Genomic DNA, 20,593 nt, shown 5'->3' on the forward strand with positions numbered 1-20,593 from the left:
CGGCGCCTAGGCTGCGCGGATGCCCCTCTACCCGGAGATCGAACCGCACGCCCACGGGCTGCTCGACGTCGGCGACGGCAACCGCGTCTACTGGGAGGAGTGCGGCAATCCGCGCGGCAGACCCGCCGTGGTCCTGCACGGCGGGCCCGGCTCCGGCTGCACGCCGGGCCACCGGCGCTACTTCGACCCCGACGCGTACCGGATCGTGCTGCTCGACCAGCGCGGCGCGGGCCGCTCCACGCCCCCGGCGAGCGCCCCGGACACCGACATGGGCGCCAACACCGCCAAGCACCTCCTCGCCGACCTGGAACTGCTGCGCCGCCACCTCGGCATCGAGCGCTGGCTGGTGTGGGGCGCCTCCTGGGGCTCGGCGCTCGCGCTGCGGTACGCGCAGGTGTACCCGGACCGGGTGTCCGCGCTGGTCCTCACCGGCGTCGCCACCGGCAGCCAGGCCGAGGTCGACCTGCTGACGCGGGGGCTCGGCCGGGTCTTCCCCGAGGCCTGGGAGGCGTTCCGCGCCGCCGTCCCCGAGGGGGAGCGGGACGGCGATCTGGCCCTCGCCTACCACCGGCTCCTGGAATCCGGGGACGCCGGGACGAGGGCGCGGGCCGCGCGGGCCTGGACCGACTGGGAGACGGCCATGGCGTCCCAGCCGCCCCGGTCCATCGCCCGGTACGAGGACGAGGAGTTCCGCGCGGGCTTCGTCCGCACCGTCACGCACTACTGGGCCCACGGCCACTGGTTCGGCGAGGACGGCGCGGTCCTGCGCGACGCGGCGTCCCTCCACGGCATCCCGGGCGTGATCGTCCAGGGCACCCTCGACTTCGGCAACCTCCTCGGCATCCCCTGGCGCCTGCGGGAGGCGTGGGGCACGGCGGACCTGATCCTGGTGGACGAGGCGGGCCACGACGCGGGCGCGCGGGGGGTGGCGGAGGAACTGGTGGCGGCGACGGACCGGTTCAGGGCGGAGGATCCCGGCCGGTCCGGCGCATGAGGCGGAGGGCCAGGGGAAAGCCCGTCCGGCGATTGAGGACGAGGCCGCAGGCCGACAGCACGGCACCAGCGCAAGGCCGCCCCGCCCACGTAGGGGTGAACTTCCACGGCAACCAAGCCCGTTGACCTGCACCACGAGGGCATCTGGACGCACACTCCGTGAGAGGAACGCCGGGTCGTCCGGCGCCAGGAGAGCGGAGCCGCCCGGTGCCCCTGCAACACGTCCCCCTTCGCCGCCGATGGCTGTCCCGTGCCGTCGTCACCCTCCTCGCCCTCGGAGCCCTGGCAGCCGCGCCCCCAGGAGGGACCGCCGCGCCCGCGCCCCTGAGAGAGACCGCGCCCCCGCGAGAGACCGCGCCCCCGCGCGAAGCCGCCCCGCCGCACGCGACCGGATTCTGGGTGAACCCGGACACCCACGCCTCCCGCCAGGTCGCCGAGTGGTGGGCGCAGGGACGTTTCTCCGACGGCTGGGTCCTGTCCCGCATCGCGGTCCGCCCCCAGGCGGAGTGGCTGATCAAGGACGGTGCGGGCCCGGTGGTGCGCTCGCTCGTGGCCCGCGCGGCCCGAGCGCACCGCACCCCCGTCCTCGTCGCGTACTTCATCCCGCACCGCGACTGCGGCGACTACTCGGCGGGCGGCGCCACGGACGCCGCCCACTACCGGCGCTGGATCGACGACTTCGCGGCCGGGCTCGGCTCGCACCCCGCGTACGTGATCGTGGAACCGGACGCCGTCGCGCACATGGTGGCGGGCTGCGCGGGCGCCGACGCCGCCGAGCGGTACGCGCTGCTCGACCACGCCGTCACCCGCCTCAAGCGGCAGCCCGGCGCCCGGGTGTACCTGGACGCGGGCAACGCCACCTGGATTCCGCAGGAGCGGCGCCTGGTCGCCCCGCTGCGCAGCGCGGGCATCGACAAGGCCGACGGCTTCGCGCTGAACGTGTCCAACTTCCACACCAACGCCGTGAGTTCCGCGTACGGTCACCGCGTCGCCCGGGCGCTCGGCGGCGACCGGCACTTCGTCATCGACACCAGCCGCAACGGCAACGGCCCCTACACGGGCGACAAGCCGTGGTGCAACCCGCCGGGCCGCGCCCTCGGCACCCCGCCCACCACCCGCACCGGCGACCCCGCCATCGACGCCTACCTGTGGATCAAGCGCCCCGGTGAGTCCGACGGGCAGTGCCGGGGCGGGCCGGTGGCCGGGGCGTGGTGGCCGAGCTACGCGCTGGGCCTGGCGCGGGCGGCCAAGGGCTGAGCGGCGCCCGCGACGACGGCACGGGCACCGTCGAAAACGCAGGGGAAGGCTAGGGCGAAGGCGCTGGCGGCGTTGGCGTTGGCGTTCAAGGGCGCCACACGTACCGCACGTCCGGCTCGCCCTCCTCGTTGTCGCCGTCCGTCCGCTCGGCCGCCACGAACCCGTGCCGCTCGTAGAACCGGCGGGCGGGCGCGTTGACCTGGAAGGTCCACAGGTCGATGCCGTCGGGGGCCAGGCGTTTGGCGAGCGCCATGAAGCGGTCGCCGATGCCCTGGCCGCGCCGGTCGGGCGCCAGATAGAGCTGGCTCAGCTCGGCGCCGTCGAGCACCATCATGCCGACGACGGCACCGGCCGCCTCCGCCACCCACGTGCCGCCGCGCCCCAGCACCACGTGCTGGAAGAACTCTCGGACCTCGGCGTTGGAGTGGGCGCGGCGGACCGTCGGCAGCGCGGCGTCGTACGACCGCAGATAGACCTCGGTGACGGCCGCGGCGTCGGCGGTCGTGGCGGCGCGCAGGGTGAGGGTCTCGGCGGTCACCCGGCGGCGCCGTCCGGCACGACGGCCGTCACCGTGATCTCCACCAGCTGGCCCGGGTAGCCGAGGACGGTCACGCCGAGCAGCGTCGACGTGTGCGGCTGCGGGGTGAGCAGGCCGGAGGCGCGGACGACCTCCCACACCTCGGTCAGCGCGCCGGGCTCGTGCGCCACCACGTACACCGTGCTCGCGACGACCTGGGACGGGTCGCTGCCCACGGCTCGCAGGGCCTCTTCCAGATTGGCTATGACCTGCTCGGCCTGGCGCACCGGGTCGCCCTCGCCGACCAGCTTCCCCTCGGGGTCGAGCGGCACGGAACCGGCCAGGAAGGCGAGCCGGGTCCCGGCTTCGACGACGGCCGCGTGGGCGTATCCAGGAGGCGGGAACAGGGACGGGACGACAGTGCGCTGAACGGTCATGAGGCCATCGTCAGCGCCGCCCGCCCCCGCCCGCACCTAAATTTCGCGTGAAGGCAGGGGCGGCCGTGACGGCGCACCCGGGCCCCCGGACGGCGGGCCGCTCAGCGCACGGCCGCCGGTGAACTGGCCCCGGGGACACGGAGTTCGGGCCGCCCCGAGCCGTCGGCGGGCACGGTCCAGACGTCCTGCTTGCGGCCCTCGCGGCCGGGCAGCGCGTACGCGAGGGTGCCGTCGTCCAGCCAGGCGGCCTGGTCGTCGACGTTGCGCCGCTCGGCGAGCGGCCGCTCGCGCATCGTCCGCAGGTCGAGGACGTACAGCCGCCACGGGTCGGAGGTGCCGCCGCGGACCCGCTTCTTGAACGCGAGGCGGGTGTTGTCGGGGGACAGCGACGGGCACTCGACGTTCTCGCGCAGGGCCGTCGCCGACCACTTCCGCATGTCGCCGCGGATCAGGTAGGTCTTGCCCTTCGTGGAGACGGTGGCGTAGAAGCGGTTGTCGTCGCGGGCGAAGGTGACGCCCCAGTAGTTGACGTCGGGGGAGTGGTAGCGGCGGCCGTCGATGGTGAGCGGGATCTCCTCCATGTTCTTGATCAGGTAGCCGGTGCGGGTGTCGAGGATCGAGGTGCGCGTGGAGAAGGTCGAGCTGCCGCCCGCGTAGGAGTCGCCGGTGGTGAACATGGTCCACGACAGCATCCGCCCGGACGCCGAGACGCGCGCCCGGTTGGGGATGCCGGTCAGCGCGATCCGCCGCTGCTCGCGCAGCCGGTCGTTCAGGACGACGGCGTACGACTTGGGCGGGATGCCGGGGCGGCGCAGCAGGCACAGGCCGGTGCCCCCGGCGGCGTAGAAGCGCTCGCAGGACGGGCCGCCGGTGGTGCGCCGGTCGCCGCCGGACAGCGGCAGCCGGGCCACGCGGCCCGCGCCCGCCTGCGTGGAGCGGAAGTAGAGCTTCCCTGTGTCGAGGGCGAACTTCGAGGTGGCGGAGACCGGTTGGGCGTCGTGGGCGGCTCGCACTGTGTAGGCGACGGCGACGGCCGTGAGCAGGGCGGCGGCCGCGGCGACGGCGATCAAGCGCAGGCGGGCGGGGGAAGCGGGGTCATGGTGTCCCTTCCGCGGGGGCACGGAGAGCGGGGGTGCTGGTGGTGCCTGGGGAGCTAGGGGCACTGGAGGTGTCCGAGGTGTCTGAGGTGCCTGAGGTATCAGCGGTGCCAGCAGTGCTGGTGGTGCTCGTGGTGCTGAAGGCGCTGGTGGTGCCGGTGGTCTCAGGAGTCGCGGTGGCGCCGGTGGTGTCAGGAGCGTCCGGAGCGTCGGGCGCCCCGGAGGTCCCGGAAGCGTCGGGCGCCTCCGGAGCCCCCGCGTCCCGCCGCGGCAGCAGCGCCGCCGCCCCGGCGATCGCCACCGCCAGCGCGAGCGCCGCGCAGGTCAGGGCCGCGCCGATGCCCCACAGCGTCCACGCGGCGCCGAACCCGGCCGCGGCCACGAGGCGGCTGAGCGCCTGGCCGGTCTGGAGCACGGCCATGCCCGCGGCCCGCTGCGCCGACGGTACGAAGGGGGCGGCGAGCGCCATCAGGATGCCGTCCGTGGCGGCGTAGAACACCCCGAGTCCGAGCAGCACCCCGACGAGCAGCGTCCGCCCGCCGGTCGGCAGGAGCAGCAGCAGATACGCCCCGAGCAGCGCGATGTGCCCGGCGAGGAACGGCACCCGGCGCCCGAAGCGGTCGGCGATCCGCCCGGCCGGGACGGCGAGCAGCAGGTACACCGCCGCCGTGCCGAGGGGAAGCAGCGGGAACCAGCTCTCCGCGAAGTCCAGCCGCCGCTGGAGCAGCAGGTAGAGGAACGCGTCGCCGATGGTGGCGGCGCCCAGGAGCGCGGCGGCCCCGCACAGGCGCCGGAAGGAGGGGGCGCGCAGCAGCGCCAGCGAGGCGCTCAGCTTGGGTGCCGAGCGCGCTGTGGGCAGTGCCTCGCGCCCCGGGACGAACGCCACCAGGAGCAGCACTCCGAAGAGGCCGAAGCAGAAGCTGACGACGAACACGGCGTCGTATGCGTCGGCGGTCACCCACAGCAGCGCGAACGCCGCGAGCGGGCCGAGCAGCGCGCCCGTGGTGTCCATCGCCCGGTGCACTCCGAAGGCGCGGCCGAGCGCGTCGGGCGGGCTGCTCAGGGAGATCAGGGCGTCGCGGGGCGCGGTGCGCACGCCCTTGCCGATCCGGTCGGCGGCGAGGGCCGCGCCGATCCCGGCGGTGGCGCCGCCCGCGAGCAGCAGGCCGAGCCGGGACAGGGCGGACAGCAGGTAGCCGGAGCCCGCGACGAGCTTGTGGCGGCCGCCGCGGTCGGCGGCGTACCCGCCGAGGAGGCGCACGACGGCGGTGACGCCGTTGTAGAGCCCGTCGAGGAACCCGAAGGCGAGCGGGGAGAGTCCGAGCCCGAGCACGAAGTACAGCGGAAGGACCGCCGTCACCATCTCCGAGGAGATGTCCGTGACGAGGCTGACCGCGCCGAGCGCGAGGACGGGACCGGTGACGCGGCCGCGCGTGCGGCGACCCTGGGTGGCCGTGGCGACCGCGTCGGTGGTGGCCAGATACATCGGTGCGCTGCCCGCCCCGGGTCAGCGGCAGTCGTAGGACGGGCTGCTGTCCTTGGTGGACCCGTCCGTTCCGATCAGCTTCCAGGAGAACCCGTCGTCTCCGAAGTCGAGCTTCACCACTCCGTAGGTGTTGGTGATCCGCTTCTGGCTGTTGCGCTGGACTTCCTCGATCTTGTACGGGTTGGCGCCGCCGGTCCCGGCGATGACCTCGACGATGCCCTTGTCCGCGTCGGCCTTGCCGTTCTCGTCCTGCGGCGCGAACCGCTCGTAGTGGTGGTCGTGTCCGCCGAGCACCAGCTCGACCTTGGCGCCGCGCAGCAGCTTCCACACGGGCTTGCTCACGGGGTTGTTGCCGTGCTCTCCGGAGGAGAACAGCGGGTGGTGGAAGTAGGCGGCCACGCACTTCTTGGAGGTGGCGGCGAGGTCGGACTTGAGCCAGTTGATCTGCGACGAGTCGTCGAAGCTGTTGGAGTCGAGGGCGACGAAGTGCCAGTTGCCCTTGTCGAAGCTGTAGTAGCTCTTGCCGTTGGGGTAGGCCACGGACCCGAAGTAGCTCTTGTAGCCCTTGAGCGGCCCCGCCGGATCGTACGTCTCGTGGTTGCCCGGCACCGGCTTGGTCTTGTTCTTGAAGGCGCCCCACGTGGTCGCGTAGTACTTCTGGAAGTCCTTGAGCCGGGCGTCGTCGTACTGGTTGTCGCCCATGGTCAGCACGAACTCGGGGTCGAGCTGCTGCACCAGCGCCGCGGTCTTCGGGTGCGCGCACTTGCTGTCGCTCTTGGTGCACTGCTCGGCGATGTCGCCCACGGCGACCGCGGAGAACGCGGCCCGCGCGGCCCGCGTGTCCCGCCCGTTCTCGGCGGCGTCGGCGGGCGACCACACCAGCAGCCCTCCGGTGACGGCGAGCGCGGCGCCCGCGGCGGCGGGCACGCCCCAACGGGCCTTGCGGCGACGGGAAATGGGCGCACGAGAGGTGGGAGCCATGTCCTTCTCCTGGGGGGTGAGGGGGGTGGGGAGGACCGTCTCAGGAATGGTGGCGAGCAGGCATGTGCGCGTCAATATCGTGGAGCGGAATAGTTAGGAAACTTTCCTACCGACGAAGACGATCACCCCGGGCGGAGGCGTCCTCCTCCCCAACGCCCCCGCCCGGAGCTACCGTTGACCCAGTTCGTCCGCGTGCTCCGCGCGGAGTGCGCCGCCCGCGAACACCCGTGCGCCCCTGGTGGAGGAGACCCGGTGGACCCAGAAGTGACCGCCCTCGCGGCGGCCGGTGCGACCGCGCTCGTGCAGGCGATGGTCGGGGACGGATGGACGCACGCCCGGGACCGGGTGGCCGCCTTCCTCGGGCGGCGCCGGGACGGCGGCGAGGACGGTCTCGCCGGGGAACTCGACGAGGCCCGCGCGGAGTTGACCGCCTCCCGCGACGCCACGGTCGAGGAGGGCCTGCGCGTCGAGTGGCGCAACCGGATGCGCCGCGCCCTGCGCGACGACCCCGAAGCCGCCCGGGAACTGCGGGCGCTGCTCGCGGAGTTGGGGTACGAGGGTGAGGGCGGGGCGCGCGGCGGGGCCGCGCACAACACCATCAGCGGCGGAGTGCAGCACGGCGGCGTCATCCAGGCCCACACCGTGGGGGACGTGCATCTGGGATAGCCGGGGTCAGCCCGTGTCCGCCAAGGGGTGGAAGCCCGTGGACGGCGGGCCCAGCGCCTCCGGGGTGGCGCGCAGCGCCGCGAGGAAGGCCGCCGGATCCTGGTAGCGGTCCTCCGGGTCCCGGGCCAGACAGGTGCTCAGGACCTGCCGCAGCTCGGGGGAGATGCCCAGCGAACTGACGTCGACGTCCTGGTGGACGATGGTGTACATGACCCGCACCAGCTCCCCGTCCGCGTGCGGCCGTCGGCCCGCGGCGCACTCGTACAGCATGACGCCCAGGGCGTACAGGTCGGAGCGGATGTCCACGTCGGCGCCGAGCGCCTGCTCGGGGGCCATGTAGACCGGCGTGCCGATCACGATGCCGGTGTCGGTCAGCTGCGTCATGGCCGAGTCCAGGGTGCGGGCCACGCCCAGGTCGATGATCACGGCGCCCCGGGCGGGGTGCACGATGACGTTGGACGGCTTCAGGTCGATCCGGGACAACCCCTGGGCGTGCAGGTAGGACAGGGCCTCGCCCAGGTTCTCGGCCAGGGACGCGAGGTCGCGCGGAGGCGGCAGCCGACCCTCCTGGAGCAGGTCGTACAGGGACGGGCCCTCGACCAGCTCCATGACCAGGGCCGGTTCCGGATGCTCCACCACCGCGATGCCGCGCGCCACGTTGGGGTGCCGCATCCGCAGGCCGATCTGCGCCTCCCGGGCGAAGCGGGCCCGCATCGCGGGGTCCTGCGCGGCCACCCGGTGCACCAGCTTCACCGCGACCTCCTCGCCCGTGCGCAGGTCGCGGCCCCGGTAGACCGAGCCCATGCCGCCCTGCCCGATCAGCTGGCGCAGCTCGTAGCGGTCGGCGAGCAGCATCACCGGCGGCTCCGGCTCCACCCGCGCCACCTGCCCGGTCGCCGCGCCCGTGGTGGTCACGGTCGGCGGGCTCAGCGTGTCGTCCCAGACGCTGCGCGCGGGCGGCGCGGGCAGGCCCAGGTCGGCGCGTTCGCTCTCGCTGTGCCGGGCGAAGCCCGCGAGGCGGCGGGCGTAGCCCTCGGTGAGCTTGTAGTACGTGATGGCGGCGTCGGCGGGGTTGCCGTACACCGTGGCGTCCGGGCGGCCGCCCTCGCTGACGACCTCCACGACACCGCTCTGCGCGAGGTGGCGAAGCAGGCGTTCCGCGGTGGGGCTGTCCATCCTGAGCAGCGGGTCGACCTGGCCGTCCCCGGTGATGTCCGCCGCGGTGAAGACCCGGCCGCGGCTGCGCAGCGTCCAGTCCACCAGGTGGTAGCCGCCGAGCCGCCACCGGTCGATGTCGATGGGCACGGTCGCCAGGCCGCTCGTGGTGTTCGCGGACACCGCCTCCGTGACGACCGCTTCCAGGTGGCTGTAGAACTGCACCCGCTGCCAGTCGTCCCCCGTCACCCGCAGCGCCGGGCGGCCCGTCTCGTCCCAGGTGACCAGGGAGTTGAACTCCTGGAGCAGCCTGCGCGGCACCCCGCGCGCCTTGAACTGGAGGTGCGTGATCAGCGACGTGAGCGCCATCACCTCGCTCAGCGACGCCTGCCCGTCCCAGGTGCGGGTCAGAAGCCACTGCGCCGACGGCATCGGCAGCGGGGCCAGACCCTGCTCCGCGCGGCCGAGCGCGGACAGGCCCGTCACCAGCCGCTCCGGCGCCGCCCACAGGCACGGCACGTACATCCGCCACGCGAAGACGCTCTCGTACAGGCCGCCGCCCCGGTCCGCGTCCTTCAGGACCTGGTCGTGCAGGTCCGGCCCGGCGACGACGATGAAGTGGGCGCCGCGCGCGGTCAGCACGTTCTTCAGGGTGCCGAGCAGCTTCTCCAGGTCGGCGATGGCGTCCGTGGAGTTGTCGGTGAGCTTGTCGACCTCGTCGAGCACGATCACCGGGTGGATGCGCAGCCGCGACCTGCGCCGCCGCCGCAGCAGCCGCCGGGGCGGCGGCCGGGTGCCGTCCACGTCGCCGAGCAGCTGGATGATCCGTACGAGGTCGTGCTCGACGTCGGTCTCCGAGTACGCGAGGAACGACGCCTCCATCGCCCGGCCGCTGACCTTCTTGCCGGTCATGGACAGCGACGGCGTCAGCGAGGCGAGCGGGCCGCCCTTCTGCATCCCGAAGCCGAGCGCCGCCCCGTACTCGCTGCCCTCGGCGTGGGTCTGCGTGAACGACAGGGACGTACGCGTGTAGGCCAGCAGCAGCGCCTCGCGGACCTCCGCCGGAAGCCGCGCGAACAGGCCCCGGTCGTCCAGGGTCTCGAAGATCCTGCGCACGACGGCGAAGAGCAGCTGGTCCGGCTCCATCCGCCGGGCCACGTTCAGGTGCACCGGCAGCAGCGCCTCGCCGCGCCGCTGCTCGGCGGCGGCGCGGGCGAGCGCGCGCAGCACCAGCGTCGACTTGCCGACGCCCCGGAAGCCGGTGACGAGGAAGGTCCCGCCGTGCGAGTACGTCAGCCGCTCCCGCAGCGCGTCGACCAGCTCCTCGTGACCGAGCACGGGTATCGCGCCGTCGCCCACGGGCAGCGGCTCGTGGATGTACCGGAAGTCCCGGTGCAGTGGCAGGTGCAGCATGGCGGTCCCCCTTCGCCACGGGCAGCACCAGCGTAGAGCGCAACGGGGCGCGGGGGGCCCGGTCGGGGCGAAAGGGGGCGTGAGCGGCGGCCCGCGGGCGCCGGGCGCGCCCCCTAAGGGGGTTCAGCGGCTCAAAGAGGGTTCAGCGGCTCAGAAGTCGACCCGCGTCCGGTCGTCGACGCGGCCCACCGAGTCCTGCGCGAACCGCTTCTCGTAGTCCGAGCGGATCTCCTCGATGAGCTTGTCGCGCTGCTTCGCCTCACCCGTCGGGTAGAGCAGGATCAGCTCGTAGGACCGCTCGCGCTCGATCGTGCCGTTGCTGTCCTTCCACTGGCCCCGGCCGCGCTGGATCGTCAGGCCGTCGGGGAAGCGGGGCGTCACCTCGGTGTCGATGAACTTCATGAACTGCTTGTCCGTCACGTCGGGCCCGCCGTCGGGCCGTTCGGTGCCGAAGAACAGGCGGGTCTCGACGAACGGCTTGCCGCGCTGCGCCGACGCCGCGGGCGGCTGCGGCGCGTCGGAGTCGAGGGCCGCGTACGCCGTGGGCGCGCCGACCGCGAGGACGGCCGCCGCCGCGGCGAGGGCCAGGCGCGGGCCGGTGAGGGTGAGGGTCAGGGCCATGAAGGTGGGGTCGCCTTTCGGTCTTTCCGGCCTGTTCCGGCCTGTCTTTCCGGCCGGTCTCTCCGGTGCGGGTGGGTTCGGCGGGCGCCACGGTAGAGGACCGGACCCCGGCGCGGCGGCAGCGCCACGGGGCGTGGCCGTAAGTCGCTGTCTTCCGTCGCGTCACCCGCGTCCCGTACGGTGCCCGGGACTTGACGGATGGTTCGGGAGGGACGGGCGGGGTGGCGGTGCTGAAGGTGACGCGCGGGGTCGTGGCGGGCTGTGTGGCGGGCTGTGTGCTGGGCGGGGCGCTGATCGGAACGGCGACCGCGGCGGAGCCCACCGCTCCGCGCGCCGACGCCTCGTACGGCGCGACCACCGGCGTCGGCGTGCACAACGCGTACGAGAAGACGAAGTACCCCTACCTCGCCGACGCGCTCGACTCCGGCGCGGCCATGCTCGAACTCGACGTGTGGACCAATGTGTTCGGCAGCGGCTGGCGCGTCGCGCACAGCAACCCCGTCGGCAACGACAACAACTGCGAGAACGCGCAGCGGCCGGAGGAACTGCGCACCAAGTCCCGCAACCAGCGCCTCGACGGCTGCCTCGCCGACCTCAGGGCCTGGCACGACGCCCACCCCGGGCACCGCCCGATCCTGCTGAAGGTCGAGCTGAAGGACGGCTTCCAGGCCCGCGGCGGACGCGGCCCCGCCGACCTCGACGCCCTGCTCAAGGCCAAGCTCGGCGACGCCCTGTACCGGCCGGGCGACCTCGCCACCGGCGGCGCCACGCTGGACGAGGCCGTCCGCGCCAAGGGCTGGCCCGGGCGGTCCGCGCTCGCGGGCAAGTTCGTCGTCGAGCTGATCCCCGGCACCGTCGAGCAGAACAACCCCGCCGACACCCTGTGGACCGACCGCGAGTACGCCACCCATCTGCGGGACCTGGCCGCCGCGGGCCGCGTCCAGGACGCCGCCGCCTTCCCCGCCGTGCTCGGCGCCGCGCCCGGCGACCCGCGCACCCGCTACGCGGACGTCTCGCTCCGGCCGTGGTTCGTGCTGTTCGACGGCGACGCGTCGGTCTACGCGGGCGGGACCGTCGACACCCGGTGGTACGCCGACCGGGGCTACCTCGTCGTCATGACCGACGCCCACAAGGTGCCGCCCGCCATCGACGGCACCCGGCCCACGGAGGCCCAGGCCCGCGACCGGGTCGCGCTGCTCGCCCAGCGGCACGCCAGCGTGGTGTCGGCGGACTGGTATCCGCTGCCGGGGGTGCTCGGCACGGTGGTGCCGCGCGGCTGAGGGGTTCGCCGGGGGCGTGGCTGGGCTTTCTGCCGGGTGCGGCGTGGCTGAGGGGGTCGCCGGGTGCCGGGCCGTGCGGTCGTTCGGCCGCGGCGGCGTCGTGGCTGGTCGCGCGGCTCCCCGCGGCCTTTCGGGGCGCGCCCGCGCACGGCGTACTGCGCCCGCGCACGGCGTACCGTGAACGCGCCCGGCATACTGTGAACGTATGACCGCGTCTGCCGCGCCCGGCCCCGCCGACCCCGTAGCCGCCGGTGGCCCGGGCCGTCCCGCCGACCTGCTCATCACCGGCTGCACCGCGCTCGTCCACGACGAGGAGGAGCGCGTCCGCTTCGTCGAGGGCGCCGCGATCGTCGTACGCGACGGGCTGATCGCCGACGTCACCACCGCGGACGCCGTCGCGGGCCTCGACGCCGTCGAGCGGATCGACGCGCGCGGCCAGGCCGCGCTGCCGGGCCTGGTCAACTGCCATACGCACGCGCCGATGGTGGCGCTGCGCGGCGTCGCGGAGGACCTGCCGGTCGAGGAGTGGTTCAACGACCACATCTGGCCCATCGAGTCCAACCTCGGCGCGCGCGACGTGGAACTCGGCGCCTCCCTCGCCTGCGCCGAGCTGATCCGCGGCGGCGTCACCACCTTCGCCGACCACTACTTCGCCATGGACACCGTCGCGGACGTCGTCGCCGACACCGGCCTGCGCGCCCTGCTCGGCCAGGCCTACTTCTCCTCGCAGGGCCCCGAGGGCCGGGCCGCCTCCCTCGACTTCGCGCTGCGCCGCGCGGGCGACGCCGACGGCCGCGTCACCACCTGCCTGGCCCCGCACGCCCCGTACACCGTCGACGACACCGACCTCGCCGCCACCGCCGACCTCGCCCGCGAGCACGGCCTGCCCGTGCACCTGCACGCAGCCGAGAGCCGCGACCAGACCGAGCACAGCCTCGCCCGGCACGGCGCGACGCCCATCGAGATCCTGCGCCGCACCGGCCTGCTCGACGTCGACGTCCTCATCGCCCACGGCACCGGCATCGTCGACCGCGACCGGGCCGCCCTCGCCGCCGCCACCGGACGCGTCGCCGTCGCCAGCGCCCCTCGCGGCTACCTGAAGTTCGCCTGGGACCCCACCCCCGTACGGCTCCTCGCCGAACTCGGCATCCCGGTGGGCCTCGCCACCGACGGCGCCGCGTCCAACAACTCCCTCGACGTGTGGGAGTCGATGGCGCTCACCGCGCTCGTGCAGAAGTCCGCCACCGGCGACCCCCGCTGGCTGACCTCGCGTCAGGCGCTGCACCACGCCACGCTCCAGAGCGCGCGGGCCGTCGGCCTCGGCGACGCGATCGGCTCCCTCGCGCCGGGCCGCCGCGCCGACGTCGTCCTCGTCGACCTCAGCGGGCCGCACACCCAGCCGGTGCACGACCTCGCCGCCACCCTCGTGCACAGCGCCCGCAGCGCGGACGTCACCACGACGATCGTCGACGGGCGCGTCCTGATGCGCGACCGGAAGCTGCTGACCGTGGACGTGCCCGCGGTCGTGGGGGAGTTGACCGAGCGCCTTCCGGGCCTGGTCGAGCGGGGGCACGGGCGGCGGATCCAGGAGTACGACGCCTGACGGCCGCCGCGCCGACCGATGTGCCAAGAAAGTTGCGAAAACCCCGCCCACCGCCGATGAGTTCCGGCGCCGCCCCCGGTCCACCCTCACGAAGACCGCGGACCGGATCCGGAGGAATGCGCCATGGGACTTCCGCACATCGTCACGCGAGCGGAGTGGCGGGCCGCGCGCGAGGAGCTGCTCGCCAAGGAGAAGGCGGCCACCCGCGCGCGCGACGCGTTGAACGCCGAGCGCCGCGGCCTCCCGATGGTCGAGATCGACACGGAGTACGTGTTCGACGGCGCCGACGGCAAGGCGACGCTGCTCGACCTGTTCGCGGGGCGCTCGCAGCTCGTCGTCTACCACTTCATGTTCGCGCCCGAGTGGGACGCGGGCTGCCGCGGCTGCTCGGGCTTCCTCGACCAGATCGGGCACCTGTCCCATCTGCGCGCCCGCGACACCACGTTCGTCGCCGCCTCGCGCGCCCCGTTCACCCGCATCCTGCCGTTCAAGGCGCGCATGGGGTGGGTCGTGCCGTGGTTCTCGACGTGCGGCGCCGAGTTCAACCGCGACTTCGAAGCGTCGTACGAGGACGAGGAGGGCCGCCTCCACGACCGGCCGGGCCTGAGCTGCTTCCTGCGCGACGGCGACCGCGTCTTCCACACGTACTCGACGTTCGACCGCGGCCTCGACGGCCTCGGCTCCACGACCAGCCTGCTCGACCTCACCGCGCTCGGCCGCCAGGAGGACTGGGAGGAACCCAAGGGCCGTGCCACGGCGTTCGGCGCCCCCGCGAGCGGCCGCCCGCTGCGGTACCACGACGAGTACGAGGACCACGAGGTGTACGGCTAGCGGTACGGATCCGCCCGTACGGACAGGGGCACGGGCCGGTCAGCCGTGTGGGCGGATGAGGCGCCTCCGCACGGGTACCCGGCCCGCGGTCGATGTCAGTTGGGTCACGTTAGGTCACGTTGTGCATCCTCCGGCGCGCTCCGCGCGTTCTCCTCGGTACGGAGCCGTCGCTCCGTACCGAGTCGCACACGGGGGATCGAAGAACATGACGAACAAACGAGTGGTGCTGGGGCGGTTCCCGGCGGGCGGGCCGCGCGGCTCGTGGCCCGCGGAGGAGTTCGCGCGGGACCGGCGCAGCGAGGGCCAGCGCGCGGAGGTCGTGATGGACCTGACGACGGACGCGTTCCTGGTGATCGTACGAGGACCGGAGGGGGCGGCCGAGCGCGCGGCCGTGTGAGGCGACGCGGCGGGGCGGGGGTAGCGGGCGCCGGGCTGCCGGGTTCCGGACTGCCGGGTTCCGGGCGGGGCGGAGGTGGCGGGCGCCGGATCGGCGGGTTCCGGCTGGGGGCGGTGGAAGCGGGCGCCGGATCGGTGGGCTGCTGGCGGGGCGGTGGTAGCGGGCGCCGGGCTGCCGGACCGCTGGGCCTCGGGCGTCCGGGCCGGGGTCAGTCGGTCTCGGCGCGCGGGTCGCCCTCCTCGCTGATCCCCTCCTCGCCGATCCCCTCCTCGTCGATCCACTCCTCGACGGTCCGGCCGAGCCGCCAGTAGCCGGTGGCGCGCAGCGCCTCGCGCGGCAGCCCCCGCTCGTCCCGCAGCAGGCGGCGCAGCGCCCGCACCACGCCCGCCTCACCCGCGACCCAGGCGTGCACCACGCCCTCGGGCCACGGCAGTTCGCGCACCGCGTGCTCCAGCGGCGTCGGCGAGACCCACGGGCCGGTGCCCCGGTGCAGCCAGCGCACGCACACCCGGGCGCCCGGCGCGATCGCCAGCGGCTGCTCCTCGGCGGCGTCCACGACCTCGACGAACACCTCGGCGCGGGCCGTGGCGGGCAGCCGCTCCAGGATCGACGCGATCGCGGGCAGCGCGCTCTCGTCACCGGCGATGACATGGACGTCCGCCGCGGCCGACGGCATCCCGCCGACCGCGGGGCCCGCGATGCCGAGCAGGTCGCCCGGCCGGGCCTCGCGCGCCCACTCGGCGGCCCGCCCGTCCCCGTGGAGCACGAAGTCCAGGTCCAGCTCCAGGAGTTCGGGGTCGAAGGCCCGCACCGTGTAGGTGCGGGCGTGCGGGACGACGGCGCCGTCCGGGTAGCGCATGCCGTCGGGGCCGAACTCGGGCAGCGCCGGGACGAGCAGGCCCCTCGGCGGGAAGAACAGCTTGACGCGTTCGTCGGCGTCCCGTCCCGCCCGGAAGCCGCGCAGCCGCTCCCCGCCCACCGTCAGGCGCAGCGTCCGCGGCGTCACCGGGGAGCTTCGGAGCAGCGGGACGAGATACGTGGCGAAGCGCGGGGCCGCCACCGGGGTGCTGGTCATCGGGTCGCCTTCCTCGCATTCCTCGCTCGAACCGGCCTCGCCGCCCCCGCGGTCCGGCACGGTCCGGGCATCACGAGCGGGACCACCGCGCGTGCGCGCAGCTGGACGCACTTATTCTTACACGTATAGAAAGGCTTGCCTAAGTGGCGTGGGTCGCGGGGGCGGTGGGGGCGCGTCGCCGTTGTGCGGGCGGTGGGGGCGCGTCGCCGTCGTGCGGGCGGTGGTGCGCAACGCGAAAGGCGCCGCACGGTCAACCGTGCGACGCCCGTGAGGATGCGGTGCCCTCCGTACGGGCTCCGGTGCCGTCCCGTACGTCGTGGGTCAGGCGTGCACCGCCCGGCTCGTGCGGCACAGGGCCTGGTACGCCGCGTACAGGGGAATGGGGGGCGTGTAGGGCAGGCTCCGCTCCGGGTCGGCGGGACAGTGCACCAGGACGGGATCGCCGGTCGCGTCCGGCAGCACCGCGCCCGGCGCGTAGAGCGTCGGCGGGGGCCACTCCAGGGCCAGGTCGGACTCGGCGGGCACGATCCACCACCAGTGCGGCCCGTCCGCGAACACGCACCCCGCGCGCGGCAGCCGCTTCAGGAGGCGCGGGCCGAACTCTGCGGGCAGGGCGACCGCGTCACAGCCGAGCGGCTGCCGCATTCCAGCGGGGACGGCGAGTCGTGCCACTGGCTGCACACTCACGACCCGCCGTCCGACCGCTCGCTCCCGCTCGCGCGAGAGCCGTACCAAGGTGCCGAGGTCAAACGGTCGCGCTGTCCCCGTGCTCACATGTCCCCCGACCGCATCACTGTCGCACTCGCATCCCCGATCCGTCGGCCTCGCGGCCGACGGGTCACGCCGTGGTTCACATCGCCGGGCGGGCCGCTCTCAGCCGCCGGTGACGTCCTTGCCGTAGTCGCCGTACTCCCCGCACTCCGAGTACTCGGCGTCGAAGTCCGTGTCGAAGCCCGTGTCGAAGCCCGTGTCGAAGTCCGTGGTGAACTCCGTGCCCAGGGCGCCCGCGGCGTCGATGGCGTACGCCGCGGGTGTCCTGGGCAGCTCCGCCCACACCGCGAGGCCGGATCCGGAGTCCTGGACACCCCATGCGCTGCTCACGGCACTCACGAGAAGCAACCCCCTCCCATGCTCCTCATCAGGCCCACGCAAACCGGCCGGGCGCGGAACCCCCGATCCGCGGCCCTCGTCGCGAACCGCGATCCGCACGGTGTCGGCTCCCGTGCGGATCTCGCAGACGACGGTCCGGCTTGCGGTGTGCACGATGGCGTTGGTGACCAGCTCCGATACGACGAGCGCCGCCGTGTCGCAGGCGTCGTCGCCGACCGCGAGGGAACCGAGCCGGTCACGCGTCAACTGCCGGGCGCGCGCGACGGAACCGGGCTGCGCGGCCAAGGTGAAGGTGACGCTGGACTCGCCATCCGCCGCCCGCCCGGCGCTCGCGCCAAGTCGGGGTCGGGTGGCCTCAGTTCCTAACGATGCGGGCGGAGTCACGCTCTCCACTATCGCCCCGGCGCGAACACCTTGGCAAGGGCCACTCTGAAAAGTGCACAGTGACGTGTTCCTTCAGGACGGCGCATGGCACACTTCTGGCAACGCCTCACCATGCGGCGTGTGCTGGCGTGACGTGCGGTAACACGGCGTGGCGCAAGGCGTAGCGGAAAGTGACGCGTAGTGGGTGGAGGTAGGACGTGAGCGAACCGCGGTCGGCGCCGACCGTCGGACAGGTCGTTCTCGGTCGTCGCCTACAGGACCTGCGCGAACGCGCGGGCCTGAAACGCGACGAGGCCGCGCGCGTGCTGCGGGTGGCCCCCGCGACCGTGCGCCGCATGGAGACCGCCGAGGTCGCGCTGAAGATCCCGTACCTTCAGCTGCTCCTGAAGGCGTACGGCGTCGCCGACGACGAGGCCGACGCCTTCGTCGCGCTCGCCGAGGAGGCGAACAAGCCGGGCTGGTGGCAGCGGTTTCACGACATTCTGCCGAACTGGTTCAGCATGTACGTCAGCCTGGAGGGCGCCGCCAGCCTGATCCGGTCGTACGAACCGCACTTCGTGCCGGGCCTGCTCCAGACCGAGGACTACGCGCGTGGCGTGCTGCTCTCCGGTGCCATCGGCCAGACCCGGCCCGAGGACATCGAGCGGTACATCGCCCTGCGCATGGAACGGCAGACGCTGCTCACCCGTGAGGACGCGCCGCGCCTGTGGGTGGTGATGGACGAGACGGCCCTGCGCCGCCCCGTCGGCGGCCCCGAGGTGATGCGCGGGCAGCTCGACCGGCTCATCGAGGCCGTCGAGCTGCCGTATGTGACGCTGCAGGTCGCGCCGTTCGCGGCGGGCCCGCACCCGGGCACGTTCGGACCGTTCGTGCTCTTCCGCTTCGCGATGGCGGAGCTGCCGGACATGGTCTACAGCGAGTACCTGACCGGCGCCGTCTACCTGGACGCGCGCACCGAGGTGGCGACGCACCTGGAGGTCATGGACCGCATGGCGGCCCAGGCCGCCACCGCACAACGCACGAAGGAAATCCTCCGGGATGTCCGCAAGGAGCTGTGAATGGACCGTAGTCGACACCGTGCGGGCACGGGCCCCGCGTCCCGGCCCGACACCCGCGCCGATTCCCGGCCCCCGGGGACCTCGTCCCGGGTCTACAACGGCATGCCAGCCCGTGACCTCGGCACCGAGGGGTGGCACAAGCCGTGGAGCGGCGGCAACGGCGGCAACTGCCTGGAGGCGATGAAGCTCGCCGACGGCCGCGTCGCCGTCCGCCAGTCGTCCGACCCGGACGGACCCGCGCTGATCTACACCGACGGTGAGATCAGGGCGTTCATCCAGGGCGCGAAGGCGGGGGAGGCGGACTTCCTCCTGTCCTGACGTCACTTCCGGTAATTGGCTGATTGTGCACGGTGGTTGACCTCGCCGGTATGTGAATTGCGTCCTTATCTGCCTGGGTCTGACTGCACCTGACTACGCCTGGCTACATCTGGCTATGCCTGACTGTGTCTATGCCTGTCTGTATCCGTTCATGGAGTTTCGTTTGGGGCCTCCCTGAGTGTGAGGAGTGTGGGGCACCGGCGCTGGGCGCTGGTGCCCCGCGCATCCGTGGCGGGGGCGGACGTGTGTGGCGTCCGTCCGCGTCGCCAAGCCGCCAAGGGGCAGGGCGCGGGGGTGAGCGGTCACGGCTCGGGCCGTGCTCGGGGCGTGCTCGGGGCGCGCTCAGGCCATGCTCAGGCCGCCAGGGGCCGGTCCGCCGGGGTCACCGGAGCCGGGAGGCTCGTCGTCCCCATCAGGAAGCGGTCCACCGCCGCCGCCACCGCGCGGCCCTCCGCGATCGCCCACACCACCAGGGACTGCCCCCGGCCCGCGTCCCCGGCGACGAACACCCCCGGCACGCCTGAGGCGAAGCCGTCGTCCCGGACGGCCGTCCCGTCCGCGCCGACTGCCACCCCCAGCTCCCTGACCACCCCCTCGGTCTCCGGCCCCCGGAACCCGAGCGCCAGCAGCACTAGATCCGCGCGCAGCACCCGCTCCACGCCCGGCACGGCCCGCCGCCGCGCGTCCACACCCACCAGGTGGACGGCCCGCACCCTCCCCTCCTCATCCCCGCTGAACCGCACCGTCCGCGCCGCGAACACCCGCGCGTCCACGTCCGGCTCCTGCCCCAACCCCAGCTCCCCGGCCTCCTCATGGGCGGGCGACACCCGACGCAACCGGGGGTAGACGGGCCACGGCTCGGCCACCTCGTCCCGCTCCGCGCCCGGCAGCGGGCGGATGTCCACCTGCGTCACCGATGCGGCGCCCTCCCGCACCGCCGTGCCCAGGCAGTCCGCTCCGGTGTCCCCGCCGCCCACGATCACCACGTGCCGACCGGCCGCCGACAGGGGCGAGGCGTCCAGGTCCCCCTCGCAGACGCGGTTCGCCAGCGGCAGGTACTCCATCGCCTGCCTCACCCCCTCCAACGCCCGGCTCGGCACCGGAAGTTCCCGCCACGCCGTGGCGCCCACGGCCAGCACCAGCGCGTCATGCCGCGCCCGCAGCACCCCCGCCTCCACGTCCCGGCCCACCTCCGTCGCCGTACGGAACGCCGTGCCCTCGGCCCGCATCTGCGCGAGCCGCCGCTCCAGCCGCCCCTTCGCCATCTTGAACGCGGGAATCCCGTACCGCAGCAGCCCGCCCGGCCGGTCGTCCCGCTCGTACACCACGACCGTGTGCCCGGCCCGCGTCAACTGCTGTGCCGCCGCGAGCCCCGCCGGGCCCGAGCCGACGATCCCGACGGACTTCCCCGTCAGCCGGTCCGGCGGCCTGGGCGGCGCGAGCCCCTCCGCCCAGGCGCGGTCGGCGATGGCCGCCTCCACGTTCTTGATGGCCACCGCGGGCCGGTCGATGGCCAGGACACAGCCCGCCTCACAGGGAGCGGGGCACAACTGCCCGGTGAACTCGGGGAAGTTGTTCGTGGCGTGCAGCCGCTCGGCCGCGGCCGCCCAGTCGGACCGCGAGACCAGGTCATTCCACTCCGGGATGAGGTTGCCCAGCGGACACGCCCCATGGCAGAACGCCACCCCGCAGTCCATGCACCGGTCCGCCTGCCGCTCGATCACGGGCAGCGGCACACCCGGCACGTACACCTCGCCCCAGTCCCGGGCCCGCTCGCCGACCGCCCGCCGCGGCCACTCCTCGCGCGCGATCCTGAGGAACCCCTTGGGGTCGGCCATGGCCGTCTCCCTGCACACGCGACGTCCGACGCCCCTTGTGTCACGGTACGTCGTGAAGGTGGGAGCGGCATCCGCG

Annotated in this window: 20 protein-coding genes; 9 read left to right on the forward strand and 11 right to left on the reverse strand. The window is 73.7% G+C overall.

The window, feature by feature from the left end:
• The first annotated feature begins 19 nt into the window (after positions 1–19).
• Together pip and ACOBQU_RS29360 are read left to right on the forward strand one after the other, a co-directional pair.
• Positions 20–994, forward strand: a complete 975-nt coding sequence (gene pip / locus ACOBQU_RS29355; protein WP_423631107.1) for a prolyl aminopeptidase — start codon at positions 20–22, stop codon at positions 992–994.
• Positions 995–1,206: 212 nt separating this feature from the next.
• Positions 1,207–2,250 (forward strand): glycoside hydrolase family 6 protein, encoded by a 1,044-nt coding sequence (locus ACOBQU_RS29360; protein ID WP_423634790.1) that lies wholly within the window; start codon positions 1,207–1,209, stop codon positions 2,248–2,250.
• 85 nt (positions 2,251–2,335) lie between these two features.
• Here ACOBQU_RS29360 and ACOBQU_RS29365 read toward each other — a convergent pair whose 3' ends face one another.
• The 5 genes from ACOBQU_RS29365 to ACOBQU_RS29385 all read right to left on the reverse strand — a co-directional run bounded on the left by ACOBQU_RS29365 (position 2,336) and on the right by ACOBQU_RS29385 (position 6,768).
• Positions 2,336–2,788, reverse strand: a complete 453-nt coding sequence (locus ACOBQU_RS29365; protein WP_423631109.1) for a GNAT family N-acetyltransferase — start codon at positions 2,786–2,788, stop codon at positions 2,336–2,338.
• The gene (locus tag ACOBQU_RS29370; protein ID WP_423631110.1) at positions 2,785–3,204 is read right to left on the reverse strand and encodes a RidA family protein; all 420 of its coding nucleotides are present in this window, start codon (positions 3,202–3,204) and stop codon (positions 2,785–2,787) included. The genes ACOBQU_RS29365 and ACOBQU_RS29370 overlap by 4 nt, the downstream gene beginning before the upstream one ends.
• A gap of 101 nt (positions 3,205–3,305) precedes the next feature.
• Positions 3,306–4,271 (reverse strand): TolB family protein, encoded by a 966-nt coding sequence (locus ACOBQU_RS29375; protein WP_423634792.1) that lies wholly within the window; start codon positions 4,269–4,271, stop codon positions 3,306–3,308.
• Positions 4,272–4,299: 28 nt separating this feature from the next.
• Positions 4,300–5,787, reverse strand: coding sequence for an MFS transporter (locus ACOBQU_RS29380; RefSeq protein ID WP_423631112.1), 1,488 nt, complete (start codon positions 5,785–5,787; stop codon positions 4,300–4,302).
• Positions 5,788–5,808: 21 nt separating this feature from the next.
• Complete coding sequence (locus ACOBQU_RS29385) at positions 5,809–6,768, reverse strand: metallophosphoesterase family protein (RefSeq protein ID WP_423631114.1); 960 nt, start codon at positions 6,766–6,768, stop codon at positions 5,809–5,811.
• Positions 6,769–7,020: 252 nt separating this feature from the next.
• On the opposite strand from ACOBQU_RS29385, the gene ACOBQU_RS29390 reads away from it, so the two are divergent.
• Positions 7,021–7,434, forward strand: coding sequence for a hypothetical protein (locus ACOBQU_RS29390; protein WP_423631116.1), 414 nt, complete (start codon positions 7,021–7,023; stop codon positions 7,432–7,434).
• Positions 7,435–7,440: 6 nt separating this feature from the next.
• Here the strand turns inward: ACOBQU_RS29390 and ACOBQU_RS29395 are convergent, their stop codons facing one another.
• Together ACOBQU_RS29395 and ACOBQU_RS29400 are read right to left on the reverse strand one after the other, a co-directional pair.
• Positions 7,441–10,002: a serine/threonine-protein kinase gene (locus ACOBQU_RS29395; protein ID WP_423631118.1), complete on the reverse strand. Its 2,562-nt coding sequence runs from the start codon at positions 10,000–10,002 to the stop codon at positions 7,441–7,443.
• A gap of 150 nt (positions 10,003–10,152) precedes the next feature.
• The gene (locus tag ACOBQU_RS29400; RefSeq protein ID WP_423631120.1) at positions 10,153–10,623 is read right to left on the reverse strand and encodes a DUF3574 domain-containing protein; all 471 of its coding nucleotides are present in this window, start codon (positions 10,621–10,623) and stop codon (positions 10,153–10,155) included.
• A gap of 230 nt (positions 10,624–10,853) precedes the next feature.
• On the opposite strand from ACOBQU_RS29400, the gene ACOBQU_RS29405 reads away from it, so the two are divergent.
• From ACOBQU_RS29405 to ACOBQU_RS29420, 4 genes are all read left to right on the forward strand, one after another.
• Entirely contained in the window at positions 10,854–11,903 is a 1,050-nt protein-coding gene (locus ACOBQU_RS29405; RefSeq protein ID WP_423634794.1) for a phosphatidylinositol-specific phospholipase C domain-containing protein, read from the forward strand.
• Between the two features lie 205 nt (positions 11,904–12,108).
• Entirely contained in the window at positions 12,109–13,506 is a 1,398-nt protein-coding gene (locus ACOBQU_RS29410) for an amidohydrolase (protein ID WP_423631122.1), read from the forward strand.
• A 123-nt stretch (positions 13,507–13,629) separates the two neighbouring features.
• Positions 13,630–14,337 carry a DUF899 domain-containing protein gene (locus tag ACOBQU_RS29415; protein ID WP_423631124.1) on the forward strand — a complete coding sequence of 236 codons (708 nt, stop codon included), beginning with the start codon at positions 13,630–13,632 and terminating at the stop codon, positions 14,335–14,337.
• A gap of 205 nt (positions 14,338–14,542) precedes the next feature.
• Positions 14,543–14,734: a hypothetical protein gene (locus ACOBQU_RS29420; RefSeq protein WP_423631125.1), complete on the forward strand. Its 192-nt coding sequence runs from the start codon at positions 14,543–14,545 to the stop codon at positions 14,732–14,734.
• A 208-nt stretch (positions 14,735–14,942) separates the two neighbouring features.
• Here the strand turns inward: ACOBQU_RS29420 and ACOBQU_RS29425 are convergent, their stop codons facing one another.
• The 3 genes from ACOBQU_RS29425 to ACOBQU_RS29435 all read right to left on the reverse strand — a co-directional run bounded on the left by ACOBQU_RS29425 (position 14,943) and on the right by ACOBQU_RS29435 (position 17,312).
• Positions 14,943–15,809, reverse strand: coding sequence for a siderophore-interacting protein (locus ACOBQU_RS29425; RefSeq protein ID WP_423631127.1), 867 nt, complete (start codon positions 15,807–15,809; stop codon positions 14,943–14,945).
• A 321-nt stretch (positions 15,810–16,130) separates the two neighbouring features.
• Positions 16,131–16,454: a hypothetical protein gene (locus ACOBQU_RS29430; RefSeq protein WP_423634796.1), complete on the reverse strand. Its 324-nt coding sequence runs from the start codon at positions 16,452–16,454 to the stop codon at positions 16,131–16,133.
• 228 nt (positions 16,455–16,682) lie between these two features.
• Positions 16,683–17,312, reverse strand: coding sequence for an ATP-binding protein (locus ACOBQU_RS29435; RefSeq protein ID WP_423631129.1), 630 nt, complete (start codon positions 17,310–17,312; stop codon positions 16,683–16,685).
• Between the two features lie 188 nt (positions 17,313–17,500).
• Between ACOBQU_RS29435 and ACOBQU_RS29440 the strand changes: the two genes are divergently transcribed.
• Positions 17,501–18,361, forward strand: coding sequence for a helix-turn-helix domain-containing protein (locus ACOBQU_RS29440; protein ID WP_423631131.1), 861 nt, complete (start codon positions 17,501–17,503; stop codon positions 18,359–18,361).
• A 102-nt stretch (positions 18,362–18,463) separates the two neighbouring features.
• Positions 18,464–18,679: a DUF397 domain-containing protein gene (locus tag ACOBQU_RS29445; RefSeq protein WP_384797535.1), complete on the forward strand. Its 216-nt coding sequence runs from the start codon at positions 18,464–18,466 to the stop codon at positions 18,677–18,679.
• Positions 18,680–19,032: 353 nt separating this feature from the next.
• On the opposite strand, the gene ACOBQU_RS29450 is transcribed toward ACOBQU_RS29445, so the two are convergent.
• Entirely contained in the window at positions 19,033–20,517 is a 1,485-nt protein-coding gene (locus ACOBQU_RS29450) for a glutamate synthase subunit beta (RefSeq protein ID WP_423631133.1), read from the reverse strand.
• Positions 20,518–20,593: the final 76 nt, after the last annotated feature.

Source organism: Streptomyces sp. G45 (genome assembly GCF_049542095.1).
In the GTDB taxonomy this organism is placed as follows: Bacteria; Actinomycetota; Actinomycetes; order Streptomycetales; family Streptomycetaceae; genus Streptomyces.

What these genes read in the sequence shown, in the direction of transcription:
- pip (WP_423631107.1), top strand. Translation starts at nt 20, where the DNA reads ATGCCCCTCTACCCGGAGATCGAACCGCACGCCCACGGGCTGCTCGAC.
- ACOBQU_RS29370 (WP_423631110.1), bottom strand. Translation starts at nt 3,204, where the DNA reads ATGACCGTTCAGCGCACTGTCGTCCCGTCCCTGTTCCCGCCTCCTGGA.
- ACOBQU_RS29380 (WP_423631112.1), bottom strand. Translation starts at nt 5,787, where the DNA reads ATGTATCTGGCCACCACCGACGCGGTCGCCACGGCCACCCAGGGTCGC.
- ACOBQU_RS29385 (WP_423631114.1), bottom strand. Translation starts at nt 6,768, where the DNA reads ATGGCTCCCACCTCTCGTGCGCCCATTTCCCGTCGCCGCAAGGCCCGT.
- ACOBQU_RS29395 (WP_423631118.1), bottom strand. Translation starts at nt 10,002, where the DNA reads ATGCTGCACCTGCCACTGCACCGGGACTTCCGGTACATCCACGAGCCG.
- ACOBQU_RS29400 (WP_423631120.1), bottom strand. Translation starts at nt 10,623, where the DNA reads ATGGCCCTGACCCTCACCCTCACCGGCCCGCGCCTGGCCCTCGCCGCG.
- ACOBQU_RS29410 (WP_423631122.1), top strand. Translation starts at nt 12,109, where the DNA reads ATGACCGCGTCTGCCGCGCCCGGCCCCGCCGACCCCGTAGCCGCCGGT.
- ACOBQU_RS29415 (WP_423631124.1), top strand. Translation starts at nt 13,630, where the DNA reads ATGGGACTTCCGCACATCGTCACGCGAGCGGAGTGGCGGGCCGCGCGC.
- ACOBQU_RS29420 (WP_423631125.1), top strand. Translation starts at nt 14,543, where the DNA reads ATGACGAACAAACGAGTGGTGCTGGGGCGGTTCCCGGCGGGCGGGCCG.
- ACOBQU_RS29425 (WP_423631127.1), bottom strand. Translation starts at nt 15,809, where the DNA reads ATGACCAGCACCCCGGTGGCGGCCCCGCGCTTCGCCACGTATCTCGTC.
- ACOBQU_RS29430 (WP_423634796.1), bottom strand. Translation starts at nt 16,454, where the DNA reads ATGCGGCAGCCGCTCGGCTGTGACGCGGTCGCCCTGCCCGCAGAGTTC.
- ACOBQU_RS29445 (WP_384797535.1), top strand. Translation starts at nt 18,464, where the DNA reads ATGCCAGCCCGTGACCTCGGCACCGAGGGGTGGCACAAGCCGTGGAGC.
- ACOBQU_RS29450 (WP_423631133.1), bottom strand. Translation starts at nt 20,517, where the DNA reads ATGGCCGACCCCAAGGGGTTCCTCAGGATCGCGCGCGAGGAGTGGCCG.